The organism is Verrucosispora sp. WMMA2121 (assembly GCF_027460185.1).
Lineage (GTDB): Bacteria > Actinomycetota > Actinomycetes > Mycobacteriales > Micromonosporaceae > Micromonospora > Micromonospora palythoicola.
This window is the reverse complement of record NZ_JAPZBH010000006.1, coordinates 3,093,425-3,110,246: the sequence shown is the minus strand read 5'-3', so window position 1 is coordinate 3,110,246 and position 16,822 is coordinate 3,093,425. Positions and strand designations below refer to the sequence as shown.

At 72.4% G+C, this 16,822-nt stretch carries 17 protein-coding genes and 1 riboswitch; of the genes, 6 read left to right on the top strand and 11 right to left on the bottom strand.

Annotated features, from left to right (window positions below):
- Nucleotides 1-14 precede the first annotated feature (14 nt).
- Both O7605_RS22900 and O7605_RS22895 read right to left on the bottom strand, forming a co-directional pair.
- The gene (locus tag O7605_RS22900) at nucleotides 15-1,265 is read right to left on the bottom strand and encodes a hypothetical protein (RefSeq protein ID WP_269741065.1); all 1,251 of its coding nucleotides are present in this window, start codon (nucleotides 1,263-1,265) and stop codon (nucleotides 15-17) included.
- 286 nt (nucleotides 1,266-1,551) lie between these two features.
- The gene (locus O7605_RS22895; RefSeq protein ID WP_269741064.1) at nucleotides 1,552-2,436 is read right to left on the bottom strand and encodes a DUF2726 domain-containing protein; all 885 of its coding nucleotides are present in this window, start codon (nucleotides 2,434-2,436) and stop codon (nucleotides 1,552-1,554) included.
- Nucleotides 2,437-2,634: 198 nt separating this feature from the next.
- Between O7605_RS22895 and O7605_RS22890 the strand changes: the two genes are divergently transcribed.
- The 3 genes from O7605_RS22890 (at nucleotide 2,635) to O7605_RS22880 (ending at nucleotide 4,628) form a co-directional block, all read left to right on the top strand.
- Complete coding sequence (locus O7605_RS22890) at nucleotides 2,635-3,360, top strand: helical backbone metal receptor (protein WP_269741063.1); 726 nt, start codon at nucleotides 2,635-2,637, stop codon at nucleotides 3,358-3,360.
- A gap of 173 nt (nucleotides 3,361-3,533) precedes the next feature.
- On the top strand, nucleotides 3,534-4,094 hold the full coding sequence (locus O7605_RS22885) for a hypothetical protein (RefSeq protein ID WP_443084001.1): 561 nt from the start codon (nucleotides 3,534-3,536) through the stop codon (nucleotides 4,092-4,094).
- A 153-nt stretch (nucleotides 4,095-4,247) separates the two neighbouring features.
- A complete protein-coding gene (locus O7605_RS22880; RefSeq protein ID WP_269741061.1) occupies nucleotides 4,248-4,628 on the top strand; it encodes an FKBP-type peptidyl-prolyl cis-trans isomerase in 381 nt (126 codons plus the stop codon).
- 94 nt (nucleotides 4,629-4,722) lie between these two features.
- Here the strand turns inward: O7605_RS22880 and O7605_RS22875 are convergent, their stop codons facing one another.
- The 5 genes from O7605_RS22875 to pdhA form a co-directional block, all read right to left on the bottom strand.
- Nucleotides 4,723-5,073 carry an STAS domain-containing protein gene (locus tag O7605_RS22875; RefSeq protein ID WP_269741060.1) on the bottom strand — a complete coding sequence of 117 codons (351 nt, stop codon included), beginning with the start codon at nucleotides 5,071-5,073 and terminating at the stop codon, nucleotides 4,723-4,725.
- Nucleotides 5,074-5,254: 181 nt separating this feature from the next.
- Nucleotides 5,255-6,514: a L,D-transpeptidase gene (locus tag O7605_RS22870; protein ID WP_269741059.1), complete on the bottom strand. Its 1,260-nt coding sequence runs from the start codon at nucleotides 6,512-6,514 to the stop codon at nucleotides 5,255-5,257.
- Nucleotides 6,515-6,782: 268 nt separating this feature from the next.
- Nucleotides 6,783-8,201, bottom strand: coding sequence for a dihydrolipoamide acetyltransferase family protein (locus tag O7605_RS22865; protein WP_269741058.1), 1,419 nt, complete (start codon nucleotides 8,199-8,201; stop codon nucleotides 6,783-6,785).
- Complete coding sequence (locus O7605_RS22860) at nucleotides 8,198-9,214, bottom strand: alpha-ketoacid dehydrogenase subunit beta (protein WP_269741057.1); 1,017 nt, start codon at nucleotides 9,212-9,214, stop codon at nucleotides 8,198-8,200. The genes O7605_RS22865 and O7605_RS22860 overlap by 4 nt, the downstream gene beginning before the upstream one ends.
- Nucleotides 9,214-10,380: a pyruvate dehydrogenase (acetyl-transferring) E1 component subunit alpha gene (gene pdhA, locus O7605_RS22855; RefSeq protein ID WP_269741056.1), complete on the bottom strand. Its 1,167-nt coding sequence runs from the start codon at nucleotides 10,378-10,380 to the stop codon at nucleotides 9,214-9,216. Before pdhA ends, O7605_RS22860 begins: the two co-directional genes overlap by 1 nt.
- Nucleotides 10,381-10,484: 104 nt before the next feature.
- Here pdhA and O7605_RS22850 point away from each other — a divergent pair, with 104 nt between their 5' ends.
- Entirely contained in the window at nucleotides 10,485-10,991 is a 507-nt protein-coding gene (locus O7605_RS22850; protein ID WP_269741055.1) for an Lrp/AsnC family transcriptional regulator, read from the top strand.
- 5 nt (nucleotides 10,992-10,996) lie between these two features.
- Here the strand turns inward: O7605_RS22850 and O7605_RS22845 are convergent, their stop codons facing one another.
- Entirely contained in the window at nucleotides 10,997-11,968 is a 972-nt protein-coding gene (locus tag O7605_RS22845; RefSeq protein ID WP_269741054.1) for a DNA polymerase domain-containing protein, read from the bottom strand.
- Nucleotides 11,969-12,143: 175 nt separating this feature from the next.
- Here O7605_RS22845 and O7605_RS22840 point away from each other — a divergent pair, with 175 nt between their 5' ends.
- On the top strand, nucleotides 12,144-12,644 hold the full coding sequence (locus O7605_RS22840; protein ID WP_269741053.1) for a hemerythrin domain-containing protein: 501 nt from the start codon (nucleotides 12,144-12,146) through the stop codon (nucleotides 12,642-12,644).
- Nucleotides 12,645-12,677: 33 nt separating this feature from the next.
- Here the strand turns inward: O7605_RS22840 and O7605_RS22835 are convergent, their stop codons facing one another.
- Complete coding sequence (locus O7605_RS22835; RefSeq protein ID WP_269741052.1) at nucleotides 12,678-13,547, bottom strand: metallophosphoesterase family protein; 870 nt, start codon at nucleotides 13,545-13,547, stop codon at nucleotides 12,678-12,680.
- A 131-nt stretch (nucleotides 13,548-13,678) separates the two neighbouring features.
- Nucleotides 13,679-13,769: riboswitch (ZMP/ZTP riboswitch) on the top strand.
- Nucleotides 13,770-13,787: 18 nt separating this feature from the next.
- On the opposite strand from O7605_RS22835, the gene O7605_RS22830 reads away from it, so the two are divergent.
- On the top strand, nucleotides 13,788-15,224 hold the full coding sequence (locus O7605_RS22830; protein WP_269741051.1) for a glycine hydroxymethyltransferase: 1,437 nt from the start codon (nucleotides 13,788-13,790) through the stop codon (nucleotides 15,222-15,224).
- Nucleotides 15,225-15,332: 108 nt separating this feature from the next.
- On the opposite strand, the gene O7605_RS22825 is transcribed toward O7605_RS22830, so the two are convergent.
- The gene (locus O7605_RS22825; RefSeq protein ID WP_164450148.1) at nucleotides 15,333-15,593 is read right to left on the bottom strand and encodes a hypothetical protein; all 261 of its coding nucleotides are present in this window, start codon (nucleotides 15,591-15,593) and stop codon (nucleotides 15,333-15,335) included.
- An 85-nt stretch (nucleotides 15,594-15,678) separates the two neighbouring features.
- Nucleotides 15,679-16,770 (bottom strand): alpha-hydroxy acid oxidase, encoded by a 1,092-nt coding sequence (locus O7605_RS22820; protein ID WP_269741050.1) that lies wholly within the window; start codon nucleotides 16,768-16,770, stop codon nucleotides 15,679-15,681.
- Nucleotides 16,771-16,822 lie beyond the last annotated feature (52 nt).

Here is a 16,822-nt window from a genome sequence, read left to right as displayed (position 1 = left end):
CCGCGTGTTCGCTGTCAGTTGACCTGGATACGCACCGCGTCGAAGGCGGGGGTCTGGTTGGCCCGCTCCGACATCGGGATGCGGTGCGAACCGTCACCGGCCCAGACCGCGCACTGTGCGATACCCGAGTCCGGCAGGCCCGGGATCTGGATGGTCACCTGGTCCGGCTCGGCACCGCCGCCACCGTCCTCGGTGGCGACGAAGAAGGCCGGCACCGGCTCCGGCGCGGGCGCCTCGTCGGTGTTGTTCAGCATCCGGCAGGCGGTGTGGAAGTGGCCACGGGTCAGGCCCTGCCCGTTGAGCAGCGAGCTCTCCAGGTAGTAGCCGCCCTGCCCGGCCGGCAGGAACCGGTCCCGGACGAGGTTGCGGGTGCTGACCTGGATCGAGAAGCCCTCGTTGCGGTTGATCTCCTGCGGGAAGTCGGTGATCAGCAGCGACGGGTTGTTGGCCGCGGCGCCGACCTCGCCGAAGGCGGTGCTGATGCAGCGGTTGCCGTTCTGGAAACCGTCGTGCGCCTGGAGCTGACTGTTGTCACAGTTGTTCGCCAGCACATCCAGGCCGTTGTTGTTGCCGCCGCCGTTGTCGCCACCGTTGTCGCCGCCGTTGTTGTCGCCACCGTTGTTGCCGCCGTTGTTGTTGTCGACCGGCTGCACCTGGCAGGTGGCGAGGTTGCCGAGGCCGCGCGGCCGGGGGCCGAAGCGGTCGATGGCGATCGTGATCCGGCCGAGGGTCGCCCGACGCTTGCTGGCCAGCGGGTTGAGGATGGCGTTACGGATGAACCCCTCGCCCCGGTCGCCCTCCCTGGCGAGCCGCTCGTCGGCCTCCGTGATCTGGGTCTGCAACGCGTTCAGGTTGCGGTCGACCTCGGCGCGGGCCCGGTCGGGCACCTGCGGCAGTCGGCTGACCACGTCCGGGCAGGCCACCGCGAGGGCGCCGGTGGTCGCGTCATCGGTGCCGTCGCGGGTTTCCTGGCACTCCTCGACGGTCTGCTGCCCGTCGCCCCAGTGGTTGACCACCCAGCGGCCGTTCTGCCAGGTGCGGGTCGTGGTGGCGCCGCGAGCGGTCGGCGCGGTGGCGCCGGGGCTGGGCTCGACACATTCGGCCGCCACCGGTCGCTGCTGCTGGTTTGACCGTCGGTCACCGGCCGACGAGATCTGGGTCACGGCGACGACGCCGCCGAAGACAGCGAGCGTGGCGCCAACGGCCAGAAGTCGCTTGGTCCGCGCGTTACCGGTTGGTCGGCGCGACCGGGTTGACCTGCGCATCGAATTGCTCTCCTTCTCGATCCGGTTCCTGATTCGTGACTCGACGGACCGAACGGAATCTTGGTGGCACGCTCGACGGTGACCGCCTGAACGCGCCGGTGGCACGTCGACGAACGACGATGCCCTTTCCGCACCGTCTCCCGCGCCTGCCGGTGCGGGTTGGGGAGTTCCTGTCCATTCGCGGTGAGGTACGGGCCCGCTCCGACGGCGGTTCAAAGGCCGCGGACTTTTTTTCGATGTTTCTTTCCGCGCCCGGCCGGTCACCGTCCGCCCGGACCGGCACCGTTCAGGAGGCGGTCACCGCGGGCAGCAGATGGTCGTAGGCGAAGTCACCCACGAGTTCGTCACGGCGGTCCCGCAGCCGCCGGATGTCGGCGAGCAGATCCTCGCGTGGCAGCAACGGCGGCTCACCCGCCTCGACCGTCCGCAACCGCTCCCCGACCGCGAGGACGGCCAGGTCCTCGGCGAACCGGGACGGCTCGACGCCGCAGGAGAGTCCGTACGCCTGCGTGGTCACCCGTTCCACAAGCAGCTGACCCGGACGCACCTCGGCCCAGCTCCAGCCCTCGGCCGGACCTCGCGTCCAGTGCACGTGCAGCCCGCGCAGGATGGGGTCGGCCAGTCGTCGCGCCACGTACGCCTGCACCGCCTCGACCCGGGCGAGCGCGCCGAGGTCGTTGACCGCGCCCTCGCGCCCGTCGGGCAGTCGGCCCACGATGTCCCGGAATCCGACCGCCACCACGTCCGAGCCGGCGGCACCGGCGGCGTACCGGCGGGCGTCGACGAGGTACGCGACGATCCGTGGCCCGTGTCCGGCGGTACGCAGGGTGGCGGAGACGATCCGCAGCAGCGGCAGGCCGGTCGCGGCGGCGACGGCTTGCGTGGTCCGCGCGGCCCGCCTGGCGGTGGCGTCGGTCGACGGAGCGTGGAACTCGACGGCGAACTCGGGCCGTCCGGTCGCGGCCGTGCAGACCACGTGGTCGAACAGCGTCCGGCTGGCGGTGTTCCACTGGCTGGCCGTGAGACCCGGTGGGCGCCGCCGGACGATCTCACCCAGGCGCAGGCCGGCGTGCACCCGCTGCTCCCCCCGGACCAGCACTGGTCCACGACCCGCGTTCTCCGCCACCGGGGCCAGCTCGCGGTCGTGGTCACCGTCCATCGTGGTACCCATGAGTCCTGCCCAACCTCTCCTGGCGGGTCGGCGGCCGCTGGACCGGACCGCGGCACGCGACCGGCTCGACAAGGGTCTCCTCCCGCCGGCCGACCGAGTCTAGGATGACGATCATGCCGGCGGCTCCCCCGGCGGGCCGTCGGTGACCGGACGATGGTCGACGGCGGTCACCCGGCGGCCGGGCCGAGGAGGTCAACGGTGCGGGTGGTGTCCCTGGTGCCGTCGCTGACCGAGGCGGTGGCGACGACCCTGCCCGGGCTGCTGGTCGGCGCCACCGACTGGTGCACCCATCCGGCGGACCTGGACGTGCCACGGGTCGGCGGCACCAAGTACCCGGACCTGGATCGGGTCCGTTCGCTGCGCCCCGACCTGGTCCTGCTCAACGTCGAGGAGAATCGGCGTGCGGACGCCGATGCCCTGGCCGCGGCCGGCGTACCGGTCCGGGTGACCTATCCGCGCACCGTGGACGGTGCGCTGACCGAGCTGGCCGAGCTGCTGCGCGCTCTGGGCTGCGTAGGGCAACCGCGGTGGCTGACCCAGGCTCGTGCCGAGTGGGCCGCGCTACCGGCGACCCCGGTCCTCCGACGCGCGGTGGTCCCGGTCTGGCGGCGTCCCTGGGTGGTGCTCGGCGCCGACACGTTCGCCGGGGATCTGCTGCGGCGGCTCGGCGTCGCCAACGCGTACGCCGACCAGCCGCAGCGCTATCCGCGGCCGAGCCTGCCGCAGCTGCGGGACCAGGCACCCGAGCTCGTCGTGTTGCCGGACGAGCCGTACCGCTTCACCCGCGACGACGGGCCCGAGGCGTTTCCCGGGGTTCCCTGCGCCCTGTTGTCCGGCCGCCACCTGACCTGGTACGGGCCCTCGTTGGCCGAAGCTCCCGCACTGTTGGCCGCGCAACTGGCCGACCTGTACGTCGCCCACTGACCCGGGCGGGCGTCCCCGGTGCCGGCCGGCCCGTGTCAGCGGTCCCGACGAACAGGGGCCGAAGGTCCCGGCCGGTAACGGCCCGCCGGCCCTGATCGCCACCTGCCCTCCCCACGTCCAATGGAAGTGCCACCGGGACACGCGGTGCGAAGCAGAGAAGGGACGTGGACATGATGACCGCGATGATCGAGCGGAACACCGCCGCCGAGACCCCGGTGGCCGAGACCAGCCAGGACCAGAACCTCCGTACCCGGGCCGCCCGCTGGCTGCTCGCCGGGCTCCGCCTGGCGCTCGGTTGGGTCTTCCTCTGGGCCTTCCTGGACAAGGTGTTCGGCCTGGGCTTCGCCACCGAGACGAAGAACGCCTGGATCAACGGGGGCAGCCCGACCAAGGGCTTCCTCAGCTTCGGTGCCGCCGGCCCGTTCCAGGGCTTCTACAACGGCATCGCCGGAGCCGCCTGGGCCGACTGGCTCTTCATGATCGGCTTGGCCGCCATCGGTACGGCACTGCTGCTCGGCATCGGGGTGCGCGTCGCCGCGGCGACCGGTGGCCTGTTGCTGGTGCTGATGTGGACGGCCGTCCTGCCGCCGGAGAACAACCCCTTCATGGACGACCACCTCGTCTACGCCGGCGTGCTGGCCCTGATCGCGGTGACCAACGCCGGTGACACCTGGGGGCTGGGTCGCACCTGGGCGCGGTTGCCGATCGTCAAGCGGTTCGGCTGGCTCCGCTGACCCTGATCACCTCCCCGAGGCGGGCGTCACCCACGGGTGGCGCCCGCCGACACCGTGTCCGTCCGGATCGGCCGCGTCGGTGCACGTCGCGCACCGGGCCGGAGCATCCGGCAGGATGGTGCTGACCGGAACCGACGCACCAGGAGAATCCGCATGAACCAGGCAGCGAGCAAGCCCGAGATCGGCCCGATCGAGGGCACCCCGCCGGCCGACCTCGTGATCGAGGACATCACCGTGGGCGAGGGCCCGGAGGCCCAGCCCGGGCAGGTGGCCCGGGTGCACTACGTCGGTGTGTCCCACTCCACCGGCGCGGAGTTCGACGCCTCCTGGAACCGGGGCGAGCCGTTCGACTTCCCGCTCGGTGGTGGACGGGTCATCGCCGGCTGGGACCAGGGCGTGGTGGGGATGCGCGTCGGCGGGCGTCGCCGGCTGACCATCCCGCCGCACCTCGGGTACGGCAGCCGGGGTGCCGGCGGCGTCATCAAGCCGAACGAGACGCTGGTCTTCGTGGTCGACCTGCTCGGCGTCCGCTGACATCGGGCGTCCGGCGCCGGCCCCGTGCCCGGCGCCGGACGCCCGCTACCCACCTACCGGCATGCCGGCACCGGCGGCCGGGCGGCGTCGACCCTCACGCCGCGGCGAGCACCCGCTCCGGCGTGCCGCCGACGACCGGGATGACCCGCCCCAGGCCGGTGGCCCGCAGCACCCGCTCCACCAAGGGCGGCGGGTCGACCAGCACCAGGTTGCCGCCCTGCGACCGCACCCAGAGCCGGGCCGCGACGAGGGTGCGGACCCCGGCCGCGGAGAGCAGCCGGACCCCGGAGAGATCCACCCGCAACTCGGTGCGGGTGGGGGCCGCCCAGAGCGCGGCGCGGAACGCCGCGACCGTGGCGATGTCGATCACACCGACCACGCGAACGCACACCGCGTCGCCGGACACGACGGTCTCGACGTGGAACCGTTCCTCGCGCTCTCGCATACGACGAACCTATCCCCCACCACCGACACTTCCACCCTGCTGAGAGGTGGTTCCGGGTAAGCCCAGGGCATGACCCGCCGGCCGCCCGGCTCCACCCTAGGGAGCAACCCCGGCCCCCGGGTGACCAGCCGCGAGGAGACGCCGGGCCGACCCACGGCGGGCGGCCCGGCGTACGCCTGGGTCAGCCGCCGCTCGCCGACGGTTGCGGCTCGGGCGAGCCTCCGGCGACCGCCCCCGGGTCCGGCGCCTGGGTGGGCGTGGGCCGCAGGCCGGCCGGCACCGGCAGCGCGCTGCCCCTGGCGAACTGCTCCCAACTGACGTTCCACGCCGTCCAGCCGTTGCCCTCGTTGAGCGAGACCTCGGTGCCCTTGACGGTGACCAGGTCACCGACCTGCGTGACACCCATCAGCCAGTCCGCGTTGGCCGCCGACAGGTTGGTGCAGCCGTGTGAGACGTTCGTGTAGCCCTGATCCCCCTCCGACCAGGGTGCGCCGTGGATGAACTCGCCGCCCCAGGTGAGCCGCTGCGCGTCCTCCACGTCGACCACGTACGGATCGGCCGAGCCCCGGGTGTCGAACGTGGTGAAGTCGTGCTTCTCCATGATCACCATCTTGCCGCTGGAGGTCGGTGTGCTCGGCTTGCCGAGGCTGACCGGCAGTTTGCGCAACAGCTTGCCGTCGCGGATCACCGACATCTGCTTGGTCGCGTTGTCGATCTCCAACTCGACCTGCCGACCGATCTTCGAGGTGGCCCGCCGGTCGGCGTCACCGACGCTGTCCTTGCCGATCGGCAGGCCCTCCAGCGCCGAACGAACCTTGATCGTCGTACCCGGCCGCCAGAAATCGGGCGCCCGGTAGTAGACCTGGCTGCCGTCGGACACCCAGGACCAGGTGCCCGGCTGCGGCGGGTCGGTTTTCACAAACAATCGGCGCTGCACATCCGCCCGCGCCTCTTCGGGAATTGGCGGGTCAAAGGCGACGGTCACCGGCATAGCGGTTCCGTACGTCCGATCACCGGCGAAATACAAAGTGCTGACGATGGCTGGTTTGGATGATTTGGGCTGGGTCGTGAACGTCGTCCGGCGGGTGACCGTCTTTCCGGAGTCGCCGGTCGCGGTGACCTCCGCGGTGTACGTCCGCTTCGGCTCCAGTGTCCGGCTCGGCACCCAGCCGCTACCGTCTTCCCGGGGCTCCGCCGCGACCGCCGCGCCCTTGTCGTCGGTGATCCGCACGGCGGTGACCCGCCCGTGCTTGACCACGGTGCCGATCTCCCCGGTGATCGGCACGTCGCGGGTGCCCTCGGCCGGCGTCACGGACAGCTCCGGGTTTGCGCGCGCCTCGGCGGGCTGCCCGGTCCTGCGGTCGCCGGTGCACGCGCCAAGCGCCAGCGGTGCCGCTGCGACGCTCACCGCCAACAGCGTCAGTCGCCGCCTCAACATCATGATGCGTCCCCCCGTTGTCGCCGCTTCCTCCGCACATTCTCACCAGCTCGGTACCGACGTTTCCGTGGTTTCGACCAAGAGCGAGAAACATTGCCTGAGAAGCTTTTCCGTAATCGCACCGAGGCGAACAAAAAATGTCAACGACGACCTTACGGGCGATACTCGGCCGACTGTGGCGCGATGTCCGCCGTACCACTGATCCGGCGGGACGGCGGTCGATCGAGGGGCCGGTCCCGGCCGGGACGGGCCCCTCGATCGACCTGAGCCGTCAGACCGCCGCGATCAGCAAACCGGGTTGCTCGACGCAGTCCGCCACGTGCCGCAGGAACCCGCCGGCCACGCCGCCGTCGCAGACCCGGTGGTCGAAGGTGAGACTGAGCTGCGTCACCTTCCGGACCGCGAGCTGCCCGTCGACTACCCACGGCTTGTCCACGATGCGGCCGATGCCGAGCAACGCCGCCTCCGGGTGGTTGATGATCGGGGTCGAGCCGTCGACGCCGAACACCCCGTAGTTGTTGAGCGTGAAGGTTCCTCCGGTGAGTCGGGCCGGCGGCAGGTCGCCCGCCCGCGCCGCCGCGGTGGTGGCGGCGAGTTCGGCGGCCAGTTCGGTGGTGGTGAGCCGTTCGGCGTCCCGCAGCACCGGCACCACCAGGCCCCGGTCGGTCTGGGCGGCGATGCCCAGGTGCACCCCGGCGGACTGGACGATACGCTGCCCCTCGGTGTCCACCCGTGCGTTGAGCTGGGGGTAGCGACGCAGCCCGGACAGACAGATCCGGGCGAGCAGGGCCAGGACGCTCACCGGTTGGTCCGGGCGGGCGGCGTTGATCGCGGCCCGGGTCTGGAGCAGGGCGGTCGCGTCGGCGTCGACCCAGATGGTCACCTCGGGGATCTCCCGCCGGCTGCGCGACAGCTTGTCCGCGATGGTGCGCCGGATTCCGGTCAACGGGATGACCAGGTCCTGGGCACCGGGCAGGGCCCCACCGGCCGGCGCCAGGTGTTCCGCCGCCGTCGCCAGCTCCGACACCTCGGTGCGCTGGGCACCCACGCCGGTCGTCGCCGCGGTGACCGCACCGGCCGCCGCCGCCACGTCGGCCCGCCGGATGACACCGCCGGGGCCGCTGCCGCGTACCGACGCTAGGTCCACCCCACGTTCCCGGGCCAACCGCCGCACGATCGGCGAGATGACCAGGGGCGGGGCCGCACCGGACGGGTCCGGCTGCCGACCGTCCGTCGCCGGTGGCAGGCCGGGACCGGACGGCCGTGCCGTCGGAGCGGGCGGGGCGGTCGAAGCGTCAGGCACGCCGGCCGCGAGCCGTGGCCGCCTACGCCGACGGGAACCGCCGTGGCCGGTGCCGTACCCGATCAGCACGTTGCCGGAGCCGGCCCGCTCCTCCTCGCGGTAGACCGCGTGCCCGGACGGCTCGCCGCCGTCGGCGCGACCGCTCACCGGCGCGGCGACGGTGATCAGGGGTTGGCCCACCGGGCGTACCTCACCCTCGGCGCCGTGCAGGGCGACGACCCGACCGGCGTACGGGCAGGGCACGTCGACGACGGCCTTGGCGGTCTCCACCTCGACCACGGTCTGGTCCACGGTGACCACGTCACCGACCGCGACGCGCCACTGCACGATCTCCGCCTCGGCGAGACCCTCACCGAGGTCGGGCAGCAGGAAAACCTTCTCGGTCATGCCACGCCGCCCTCGGTCAGCCAGCGCCGGTCGGGCTGGTCGTCCCACTGCAACCGGGCCACCGCGTCCAGCACCCGGTCGACCGACGGGAGGTGGGTGTGCTCCAGCATCGGCGCCGGATACGGGATGTCCAGCCCGGAGACCCGCAGCACCGGGGCGTGCAGCGCGTGGAAGCAGCGCTCCTGCACGCGGGCGGCGATCTCCGCGCCGACTCCGGCGAAGCCCTGCGCCTCCTGCACCACCACGCACCGCCCGGTGCGGCGTACCGAGGCGGCGACGGTGGCGTCGTCGAACGGCACGATGGTGCGTACGTCGACCACCTCCAGGTCCCACCCCTCGTCCCGGGCGGCCTCGGCGGCCTCCAGCGCGACCGGCACCGCCGGGCCGTACGCGACAAGCGTGGCGTCGTGTCCGGCCCGCCGCACGACCGCCCGGCCGAACGGCTCGGTCCGGGTCGGCAGCGCGGTCTCGGCGCCGGCGAAGTAGAGCTTCTTCGGCTCCATGAACACCACCGGGTCGGGGTCGTCGATCGCCTCCCGCAGCAGCGAGTACGCGTCGTCGACGGTGGCCGGGGTGACCACCTTCAGGCCCGGGGTGTGCGCGTAGTACGCCTCCGAGGAGTCGCAGTGGTGTTCCACGCCGCCGATCCCACCGGCGTAGGGCACCCGGATCACCATCGGCACGCTCAACGCGCCGCGGGTGCGGTTGCGCAGCTTCGCCACGTGCGAGGCGATCTGCTCGAACGCCGGGTACGCGAACGCGTCGAACTGCATCTCGACCACCGGCCGCAGCCCCGACATGGCCAGCCCGACGGCGAACCCGACGATGCCGGCCTCGGCCAGGGGGGTGTCGAAGCAGCGTTTGTCGCCGAAGCGGGCCTGCAGGCCGTCGGTGATCCGGAAGACCCCGCCGAGCTGCCCGACGTCCTCGCCGAAGACCAGCACCCGCTCGTCGTCGAGCATCGCGTCGGCGAGCGCGGCGTTGAGCGCCTTCGCCATGGTCATGGTGGCCATCAGGCGTCCTCCTCCGTCGCCGCCGCCAGCTCGGCGCGCACCTGCTCCCGCTGTTCCACGAGCTGTGGGGTGGGTTCGGCGTAGACGTGGTCGAAGAGGCTGAGCGGGTCGACCGTCGGCTGGTTGTTCATTCGTTCCCGCAGGTCGGCCGCGTACGTCTCGGCCTGCTCGGCGATCTCGGCGACCGCCGCGTCGTCGAGCACGCCCCGGCCACGCAGGTAGGTCTCCAACCGGGCCAGCGGATCGCGGTCGCGCCACGCCTCGACCTCGTCGGTGTCGCGGTAGCGCGAGGCGTCGTCGGCGTTGGTGTGCGGCTCCATCCGGTAGGTGTGCGCCTCGACCAGGAACGGTCCCTTGCCGGCACGCGCGTGCGCGACCGCCCGGGTGAGCACGGCGAGCACGGCCACCGGGTCGTTGCCGTCGACCTGCTCGCTGGGTACGCCGTAGCCGACCCCCTTGTAGGCCAGCGACGGGGCGGCGGTCTGCCGGGACAGCGGGACGCTGATGGCGTACCTGTTGTTCTGCACGAAGTACACGACGGGGGCCTTGAACACGGCGGCGAAGTTGACCCCCTCGTGGAAGTCGCCCTCGCTGGTGGCGCCGTCGCCGATGTAGACTAGGGCCACGGTGTCACGCCCCTGGTACGACTCCCCGTAGGCCAGACCCGCGGCGTGCACGCACTGGGTGGCCAGCGGCGTGCACTGCGGTGCGGTGCGCCGCAGCGCGGGGTCGTACCCGCAGTGCCAGTCGCCGCGCAGCAGCGTCAACACCTCGACCGGGTCGATGCCGCGGGCGGTCAGCGCCATCGACTCCCGGTAGGTGGGGAAGACCCAGTCGTCGTCGCGCAGCGCCAGGACGCCGCCGACCTGGCAGGCCTCCTGGCCCCGGGAGGACGGGTAGACGGCCAGCCGGCCCTGCTTGGTCAGCGCGGTGGCCTGAGCGTCGAAACGGCGGCCGACGACCATCCGCCGGTACATCTCACGCAGCGCCTCGACGGGCGGTTCCGGATAGTCGGCGCGGGCCGGCAGCAGGGTGCCGTCCGGGTCGAGCAGCCGGACCGGTTCGGTCTCGGGCAGCAGGCCGGCGGCGGGGTCGGGCGCGGTCGGGGTCGCCGGCCGCCGCTTGCGCGGAGATGCCCTGCGGGCCGCCTGGGGGGTGGTGGTCACGGCGGAACCTCCTGGACGAGTGGTGGCCCTATGCTCCTGCTGTCGGATGATTGACTCAAGATGGCCGGTGAACGCGGGATGGATGGCACCCGAAGGAGGGTTCGATGAGCCAGGAGACCGCCGACGAGGCGGACCGGCGGGGCGGAACGGGACGTTCGGCCGTCGCCCTCGACGAGGTGGACCGGCGCATCCTCGACGAGCTGACCCGGGACGGTCGGCTCTCCATCCGGACGCTCGCCGAACGGGTGCACGTCTCACGCACCAACGCGTACGCGCGGGTGGAGCGGCTGCTGCGCGACGGGGTGATCACCGGGTTCGCCGCCCGGGTCGCCCCGGAGCCGGCCGGCCTGGGCACCTCGGCGTACATCGCGTTGACGATCAGGCAGAACACCTGGCGGGAGGTGTCGGCGGAGCTGGCCCGGGTGCGCTACGTCGAACACGTGGCGCTGCTCAGCGGCGAGCACGACGTGCTCGCCCTGGTCCGGGCGCCGGACAACGCCACGCTGCGCGACGTGGTGCTGGACCGGGTGCAGCGCATCTCCGGGGTGCTCGCCACGCGCAGCTGGCTGGTCTTCGAGGAGTACGACGGGACGCGCAGCCCCTGGGAGTGACCCGCTCAGCGTTCGGGCGGGGACTCCAGGCCCTCCCGGTCGGCCAGCTCCAGCAGGGGTTCCAGCGAGAAACGCCGCTCGTCCAGGCCCGCGTGCGGGTCGCCGCGGTCGGCGAACCGACCCGGCATGGTGGTCACGTCGAAGTCCTCCGGACGGGCGTCGTCCAGCTCCGACCAGTCCAGCGGTGCGGAGACCAGCGCGGCCGGGGTCGGCCGGATCGAGTACGCCGAGGTCATGGTGTGGTCCCGGGCCATCTGGTTGTAGTCGACGAAGACCGGCCGGTCCCGCTGCTCGCGCCACCAGGTGGTGGTGACCAGGTCCGGCCGGCGCCGCCGCATCTCCCGACCGAGGGCCAGCACCGCCCGGCGGCAGTCGCCGAAGCTCCACCTCGGCTCGATCGGGACGTAGACGTGCAGCCCCCGCCCGCCGGTGGTCTTCGGATAACCGGTCAGCCCCAGCTCGTCGAGGAAGGCGCGCACCTCGTGGGCCACGGGCACCACCTGGTCGAACCCGGCACCGGGCAGCGGGTCGAGGTCGATCCGCAGCTGATCCGGCCGCTCCACGTCCGCCCTGGTCACCGGCCACGGATGAAAGCGCAGCGTGCCCAGGTTGACCGCCCAGATCACCACGGCCAGCTCCCCCGGAGCGACCTCGTCGGCGGTGCGTCCGCTGGGGAAGGTGATGTGCGCGGTGCCCACCCAGTCGGGCGCGCCGGCCGGCACCCGCTTCTGGTAGAACGCGTCACCCCGGTTGTCCTGTCGGGTGGCGATGGTCGCGCCCTCGAACACGCCGCGCGGCCACCGCTCGAGCATGGTCGGCCGGTCCCGCAGCGCACGCAGGATGCCGTCGCCGACCGCGAGGAAGTAGCGCACCACGTCGAGCTTGGTCAGCCCCCGCTCGGGAAAGTACGGCTTGTCCGGGCTGCTGACGCGGACCGTCCGCCGCCCCACCTGGATCGCCTCCGCCGCCGTGGCCACACCTGAGAGGGTACGACGCGGCACCCGGCCCGGCGGGCCACCGCCGCACGCCGGGCCGGGGCGACTCCCCCACCGTGGTCGGCGGCAGCGGCAGAGATCCGCCTGACCCGCAGTTTCCGTCGGTTCCGGCCGGGTAGGAGGGCAGACCTCGAAGTGATCCGAGGAGGTCTGCCACATGTCCACCGATGCCATCGTGCTGCTCAAAGAGGACCACCAGGAGATGCGCCGGCTGTTCAAGGAGTTCCAGGCCAGCGAGGACGCACCGGCCAGCAAACGCGGCAGGTTGGTGAAGCAGATCCTCGAGGCGCTCACCGTGCACACCTGGCTGGAGAACGAGATCATGTACCCGGAGGTCCGCGAGCGGCTGCCGGAGCTGGAGGACCACATCCTGGAGTCGTACGAGGAGCACCACGTCGCCGACGTGCTCTGCTTCGAGCTGTCCTCGATGCAGCCCGACGACGAGCACTTCAACGCCAAGACGACGGTCCTCATCGAGAACGTCCTGCACCACGTCGAGGAGGAGGAGCAGGAGTGGTTCCCGAAGGTGCGCGAGTCGATGGGGCGTAAGGAGTTGCAGGAGATGGGGCAGCGGATGATCGACCGGCGCCCGGAGGCGCCCAAGAGCCCGACGGCACCCAAGGCGCTGAAGAAGTCGCTGGACGCGATGCGGGCCTGACCGGCCGCGTCCGGTGCCGGCCGGCGCGCCCGGTCACCACGCCGTGGGCGGTACCCCCTCCGGTTGCGGCAGGATCTGCCGCAACCGGCCCGGGGGTACGCCACGGGACCGCCACTCCCGGGGGTAGCCCACCGACACCTCCTCGAACCGCACGCCGTCGTGCCAGCTGGTCCGTGGAATGTGCAGATGGCCGTAGACGACCGCGGCGGCGTCGAAGCGTACGTGCCAGTCGGCGGTGGCCTCGGTGCCGCACCACTGGGCGAAGATCGGATACCGCAGGACCCGGGTCACCTCCCGGACCAGCGGCCAGTGGTTCATCAGCACGGTCGGCAGCGCCGGGTCGCGCCCGGCGAGCCGGCGGGCGGTCTCGGCCACCCGGGCGGCGCACCACGCCGACCGGCTCTCGTACGGGTCGGGGTGCAGCAGCACCTCGTCGGTGCAGACGATCCCGGTCCGGTACGCCTCGGCCAGCGCCGCCTCGGGCGTGTCGAAGCCGTCCGGGCGCCAGCTGTGGTCGTACAGCAGCAGCAGCGGCGCCACCGTCACCGGGCCGCCGGGTCCGGCCCACACCGGGTACGGGTCCTCGGGGGTGACCACGCCGAGTCCACGACACAGCTCGACCAGGTGGGCGTAGCGCGCCGCGCCCCGCAACGTCACCGGGTCGGCGGGCGGCGTCCACAGCTCGTGGTTGCCGGGCGACCAGACCACCCGGGCGAACCGGTCGGCCAGCAGCCGCAGCGCCCAGGCCACGTCGGCGACGGTGTCGCCCACGTCACCGGCGACCAGCAGCCAGTCCTGCGGCGTCCGGGGACGCAGCCCCTCGACGATGGTCCGGTTCTCCGGATGGCCCACGTGCAGGTCGCTGATGGCCAGGAGACTGCCACCGTCGCCCGTTGCCACCATGCGGCGATCCTAGTGCGCCCGACCGGCCGCCCGGCCGGCTGCGGGCGGCGATCCCGCTGCCCGGCCGCCTTCCACCACCCGCCGCACGGTCGCCCGCCGCGGCCCGCCCTGCCGGCGTACCCGGTAGGATCCCCTCGGGCCGTGACTGGCGCATTGGAGATGGAGAACCATCGGGGAGCGGCCCCGTCACGAGGACGCATGCCGAGCGCCTGGGCCTTCCGCACGTCACCTGGAGGTCGCATGCCGCGCAACGCCGAATCCACCGCCTTCCGAAGCGCCCTCGAGGTGATCCGTGGTGTCGAGCCGCGGGTCGCCGACGCGATCGGGGCGGAACTGGCCGACCAGCGCGAGTCGCTCAAGCTGATCGCCAGCGAGAACTACGCCTCCCCGGCGACGTTGCTGGCCATGGGCAACTGGTTGAGCGACAAGTACGCCGAGGGCACCGTCGGTCGCCGGTTCTACGCCGGCTGCCAGAACGTGGACACCGTCGAGGCGCTCGCCGCCGAGCACGCCCGGGAGTTGTTCGGCGCGGCGCACGCGTACGTGCAGCCGCACTCGGGCATCGACGCCAACCTGGTGGCGTTCTGGGCGATCCTGGCCGACCGCGTCGAGTCACCGGCGCTGAAGAAGGCGCAGGCCCGGCACGTCAACGACCTCACCGAGGCGGACTGGTTCGCGCTGCGGCGCGAGCTGGGCGACCAGCGGATGCTCGGCATGTCCCTGGACGCCGGCGGGCACCTGACCCACGGTTTCCGGCCGAACATCTCCGGCAAGATGTTCGACCAGCGCAGCTACGGCACCGACCCGGACACCGGTCTGGTCGACTACGACCGGGTCGCCGAGGCGGCTCGCGAGTTCCGGCCGCTGGTGCTGGTCGCCGGCTACTCGGCGTACCCACGTAAGATCAATTTCCGGATCATGCGGGAGATCGCCGACTCGGTCGGTGCCACGTTCATGGTGGACATGGCGCACTTCGCGGGCCTGGTCGCCGGCAAGGTCTTCACCGGTGACTTCGACCCGGTGCCGCACGCGCACATCGTCACCAGCACCACCCACAAGTCGTTGCGCGGTCCGCGCGGCGGCCTGGTGCTGTGCGGCCCGGAGCTGGCCGACCAGGTGGACCGGGGCTGCCCGATGGTGCTCGGCGGCCCGCTGCCGCACGTGATGGCGGCCAAGGCGGTGGCGCTGGCCGAGGCCCGCCGGCCCGACTTCGCCGACTACGCCCGGCAGATCGTCGACAACGCCCAGGCGCTGGCCGAGGGTCTGCTGCGATGCGGTGCCAAGCTGGTCACCGGCGGCACCGACAACCACCTGGTGCTGATCGACGTGACCGGCTACGGGCTGACCGGCCGGCAGGCCGAGCAGGCGCTGCTGGACTCCGGCATCGTCACCAACCGCAACGCGGTGCCGCAGGATCCCAACGGCGCCTGGTACACCTCCGGCATCCGGATCGGCACCCCCGCGCTGACCACCCGGGGGCTCGGCACGGCGGAGATGGACACCACCGCCGAGCTGATCCACGCCGTGCTCAGCCAGACCAGCGCCGGGGTCGGCCCGGACGGCACCGCCTCCAAGGCGAAGTACGTGCTCGACCCGGCCCTCGCCGACAAGATCAGTCGCCAGGCCAGCGAGCTGCTCACCGGTTTCCCGCTCTACCCGGCCGTCGAGCTGGGCTGACGACGATCGCGTCGGGCCGGGACGGTCCGGCCCGACGCGGTCGCGGACCCGTCAGGAGTAGTCGCACGTCCAGCGGAACCACTGGGTGCCGACCGGCGCGTACGTACCTCAGGCGAGTGGACGTTTCAGGTGGTAGCGGTGCACCTCGGTGCTGCCCTGCACGTTGTTCACGTCCTCGGCGGCGGAGACGAGTTCCCAACCGTCGCGTCCGGCGCGGTTGAGATGGGCGATCGCGGTGTCGCCGTACGCCGTGATGTCCTTGCGGGACCCGTCGGGGCCGTACCAGACGAACGAGACATGAAAATTGCGACCCTGCCCCTGGTAGCGGCGGACCAGCAGGGCGTACTCCCAGGCAACCATGCCGCCCATTATGACCGTCCTGTCAGGACGGCGGCAGGGCAGCCGTCACAGGTTGCGAACCGGTGAACGCGATGAGTCGCCGCACCGGTTCCGGTCAGCCCACCGGGACCGTGCGCAGCCGCCGGGCGCTCGCCGGGTCGGCGCAGCCGGCCAGGGCCAGGGCGTCGCGTACCTCGTCGGCGAGCAGGGCCAGCGCGGAGCGGGCCGCCGGTTGCCCACCGACCGCCAGGGCCCAGAGCATCGGCCGCCCGACCAGCACACCGGCGGCACCCAGCGCCAGGGCGCGCAGCACGTCGACACCGCTGCGGATGCCGCTGTCCAGCAACACCTCGCAGCGGTCACCGACGGCCGCCACCACCTCGGGCAGCATGGTGGCGCTGGCCGGGGCTCCGTCGAGCTGCCGGCCGCCGTGGTTGGACACCACGATCGCCCGTGCTCCCGCGTCGACGGCGCGGACCGCGTCGGCCGGGTCGAGAATGCCCTTGACGACCAGCGGCAGGTCGCACCGCTGCCCCAGCCACCGCAGGTCCGACCAGGTCAGCGCCGGGGCGAATGCCGCGTCACGGTGCGCGGACACCGGGGTTACCCCGGGTGTACCGCCGTGGGCCAGGTCGTCGCGACCACCCGGCAGATTGGCCGGGACCAGCCCCGGCGGCAGCCGGAAGGAGTTGCGCAGGTCCCGCAGGCGTCGGCCGAGCACCGGCACGTCCACGGTGACCACGAGCGCCCGGCAGCCGGCGGCGCGGACCCGCGCCAGCAGGTCGGCGACCAGGGACCGCTCGCGCAGCCAGTACAGCTGGAACCAGACCTCGGCGCCGGTGGCGGTGACCTGCTCGATCGGCGTGCTGCCCAGGATGCTGGCCAGGTACGGCACGTCGGCGGCGCGGGCCGCGGCGGCCAGCGCCGGTTCGCCGTCGGGGTGCACCAGCCGTTGGTACGCCATCGGCGCCACCGCCACCGGCATCGCGTACTCCCGGCCGAGCAACCGGGTCCGCAGTCTCGGGGTGCGCACCCCGGTCAGCACCCTCGGCACCACGCCGACCCGGTCCAGCGCGCGGCGGTTTCCGCCGAGGGTCACCTCGGCACCGCTGCCACCGTCCAGGTAGTCCCAGACGCGCGGCGGCAGTACCGTCCGGGCCAGGGCGGCGAAGTCGGCCAGGCAGACCGGTTCGGGCGTGAGCTCCATGCGGTTCACCATCGCCGACCCGGCCGCCGCCGCGCCAGGCCGCCCCGACCGT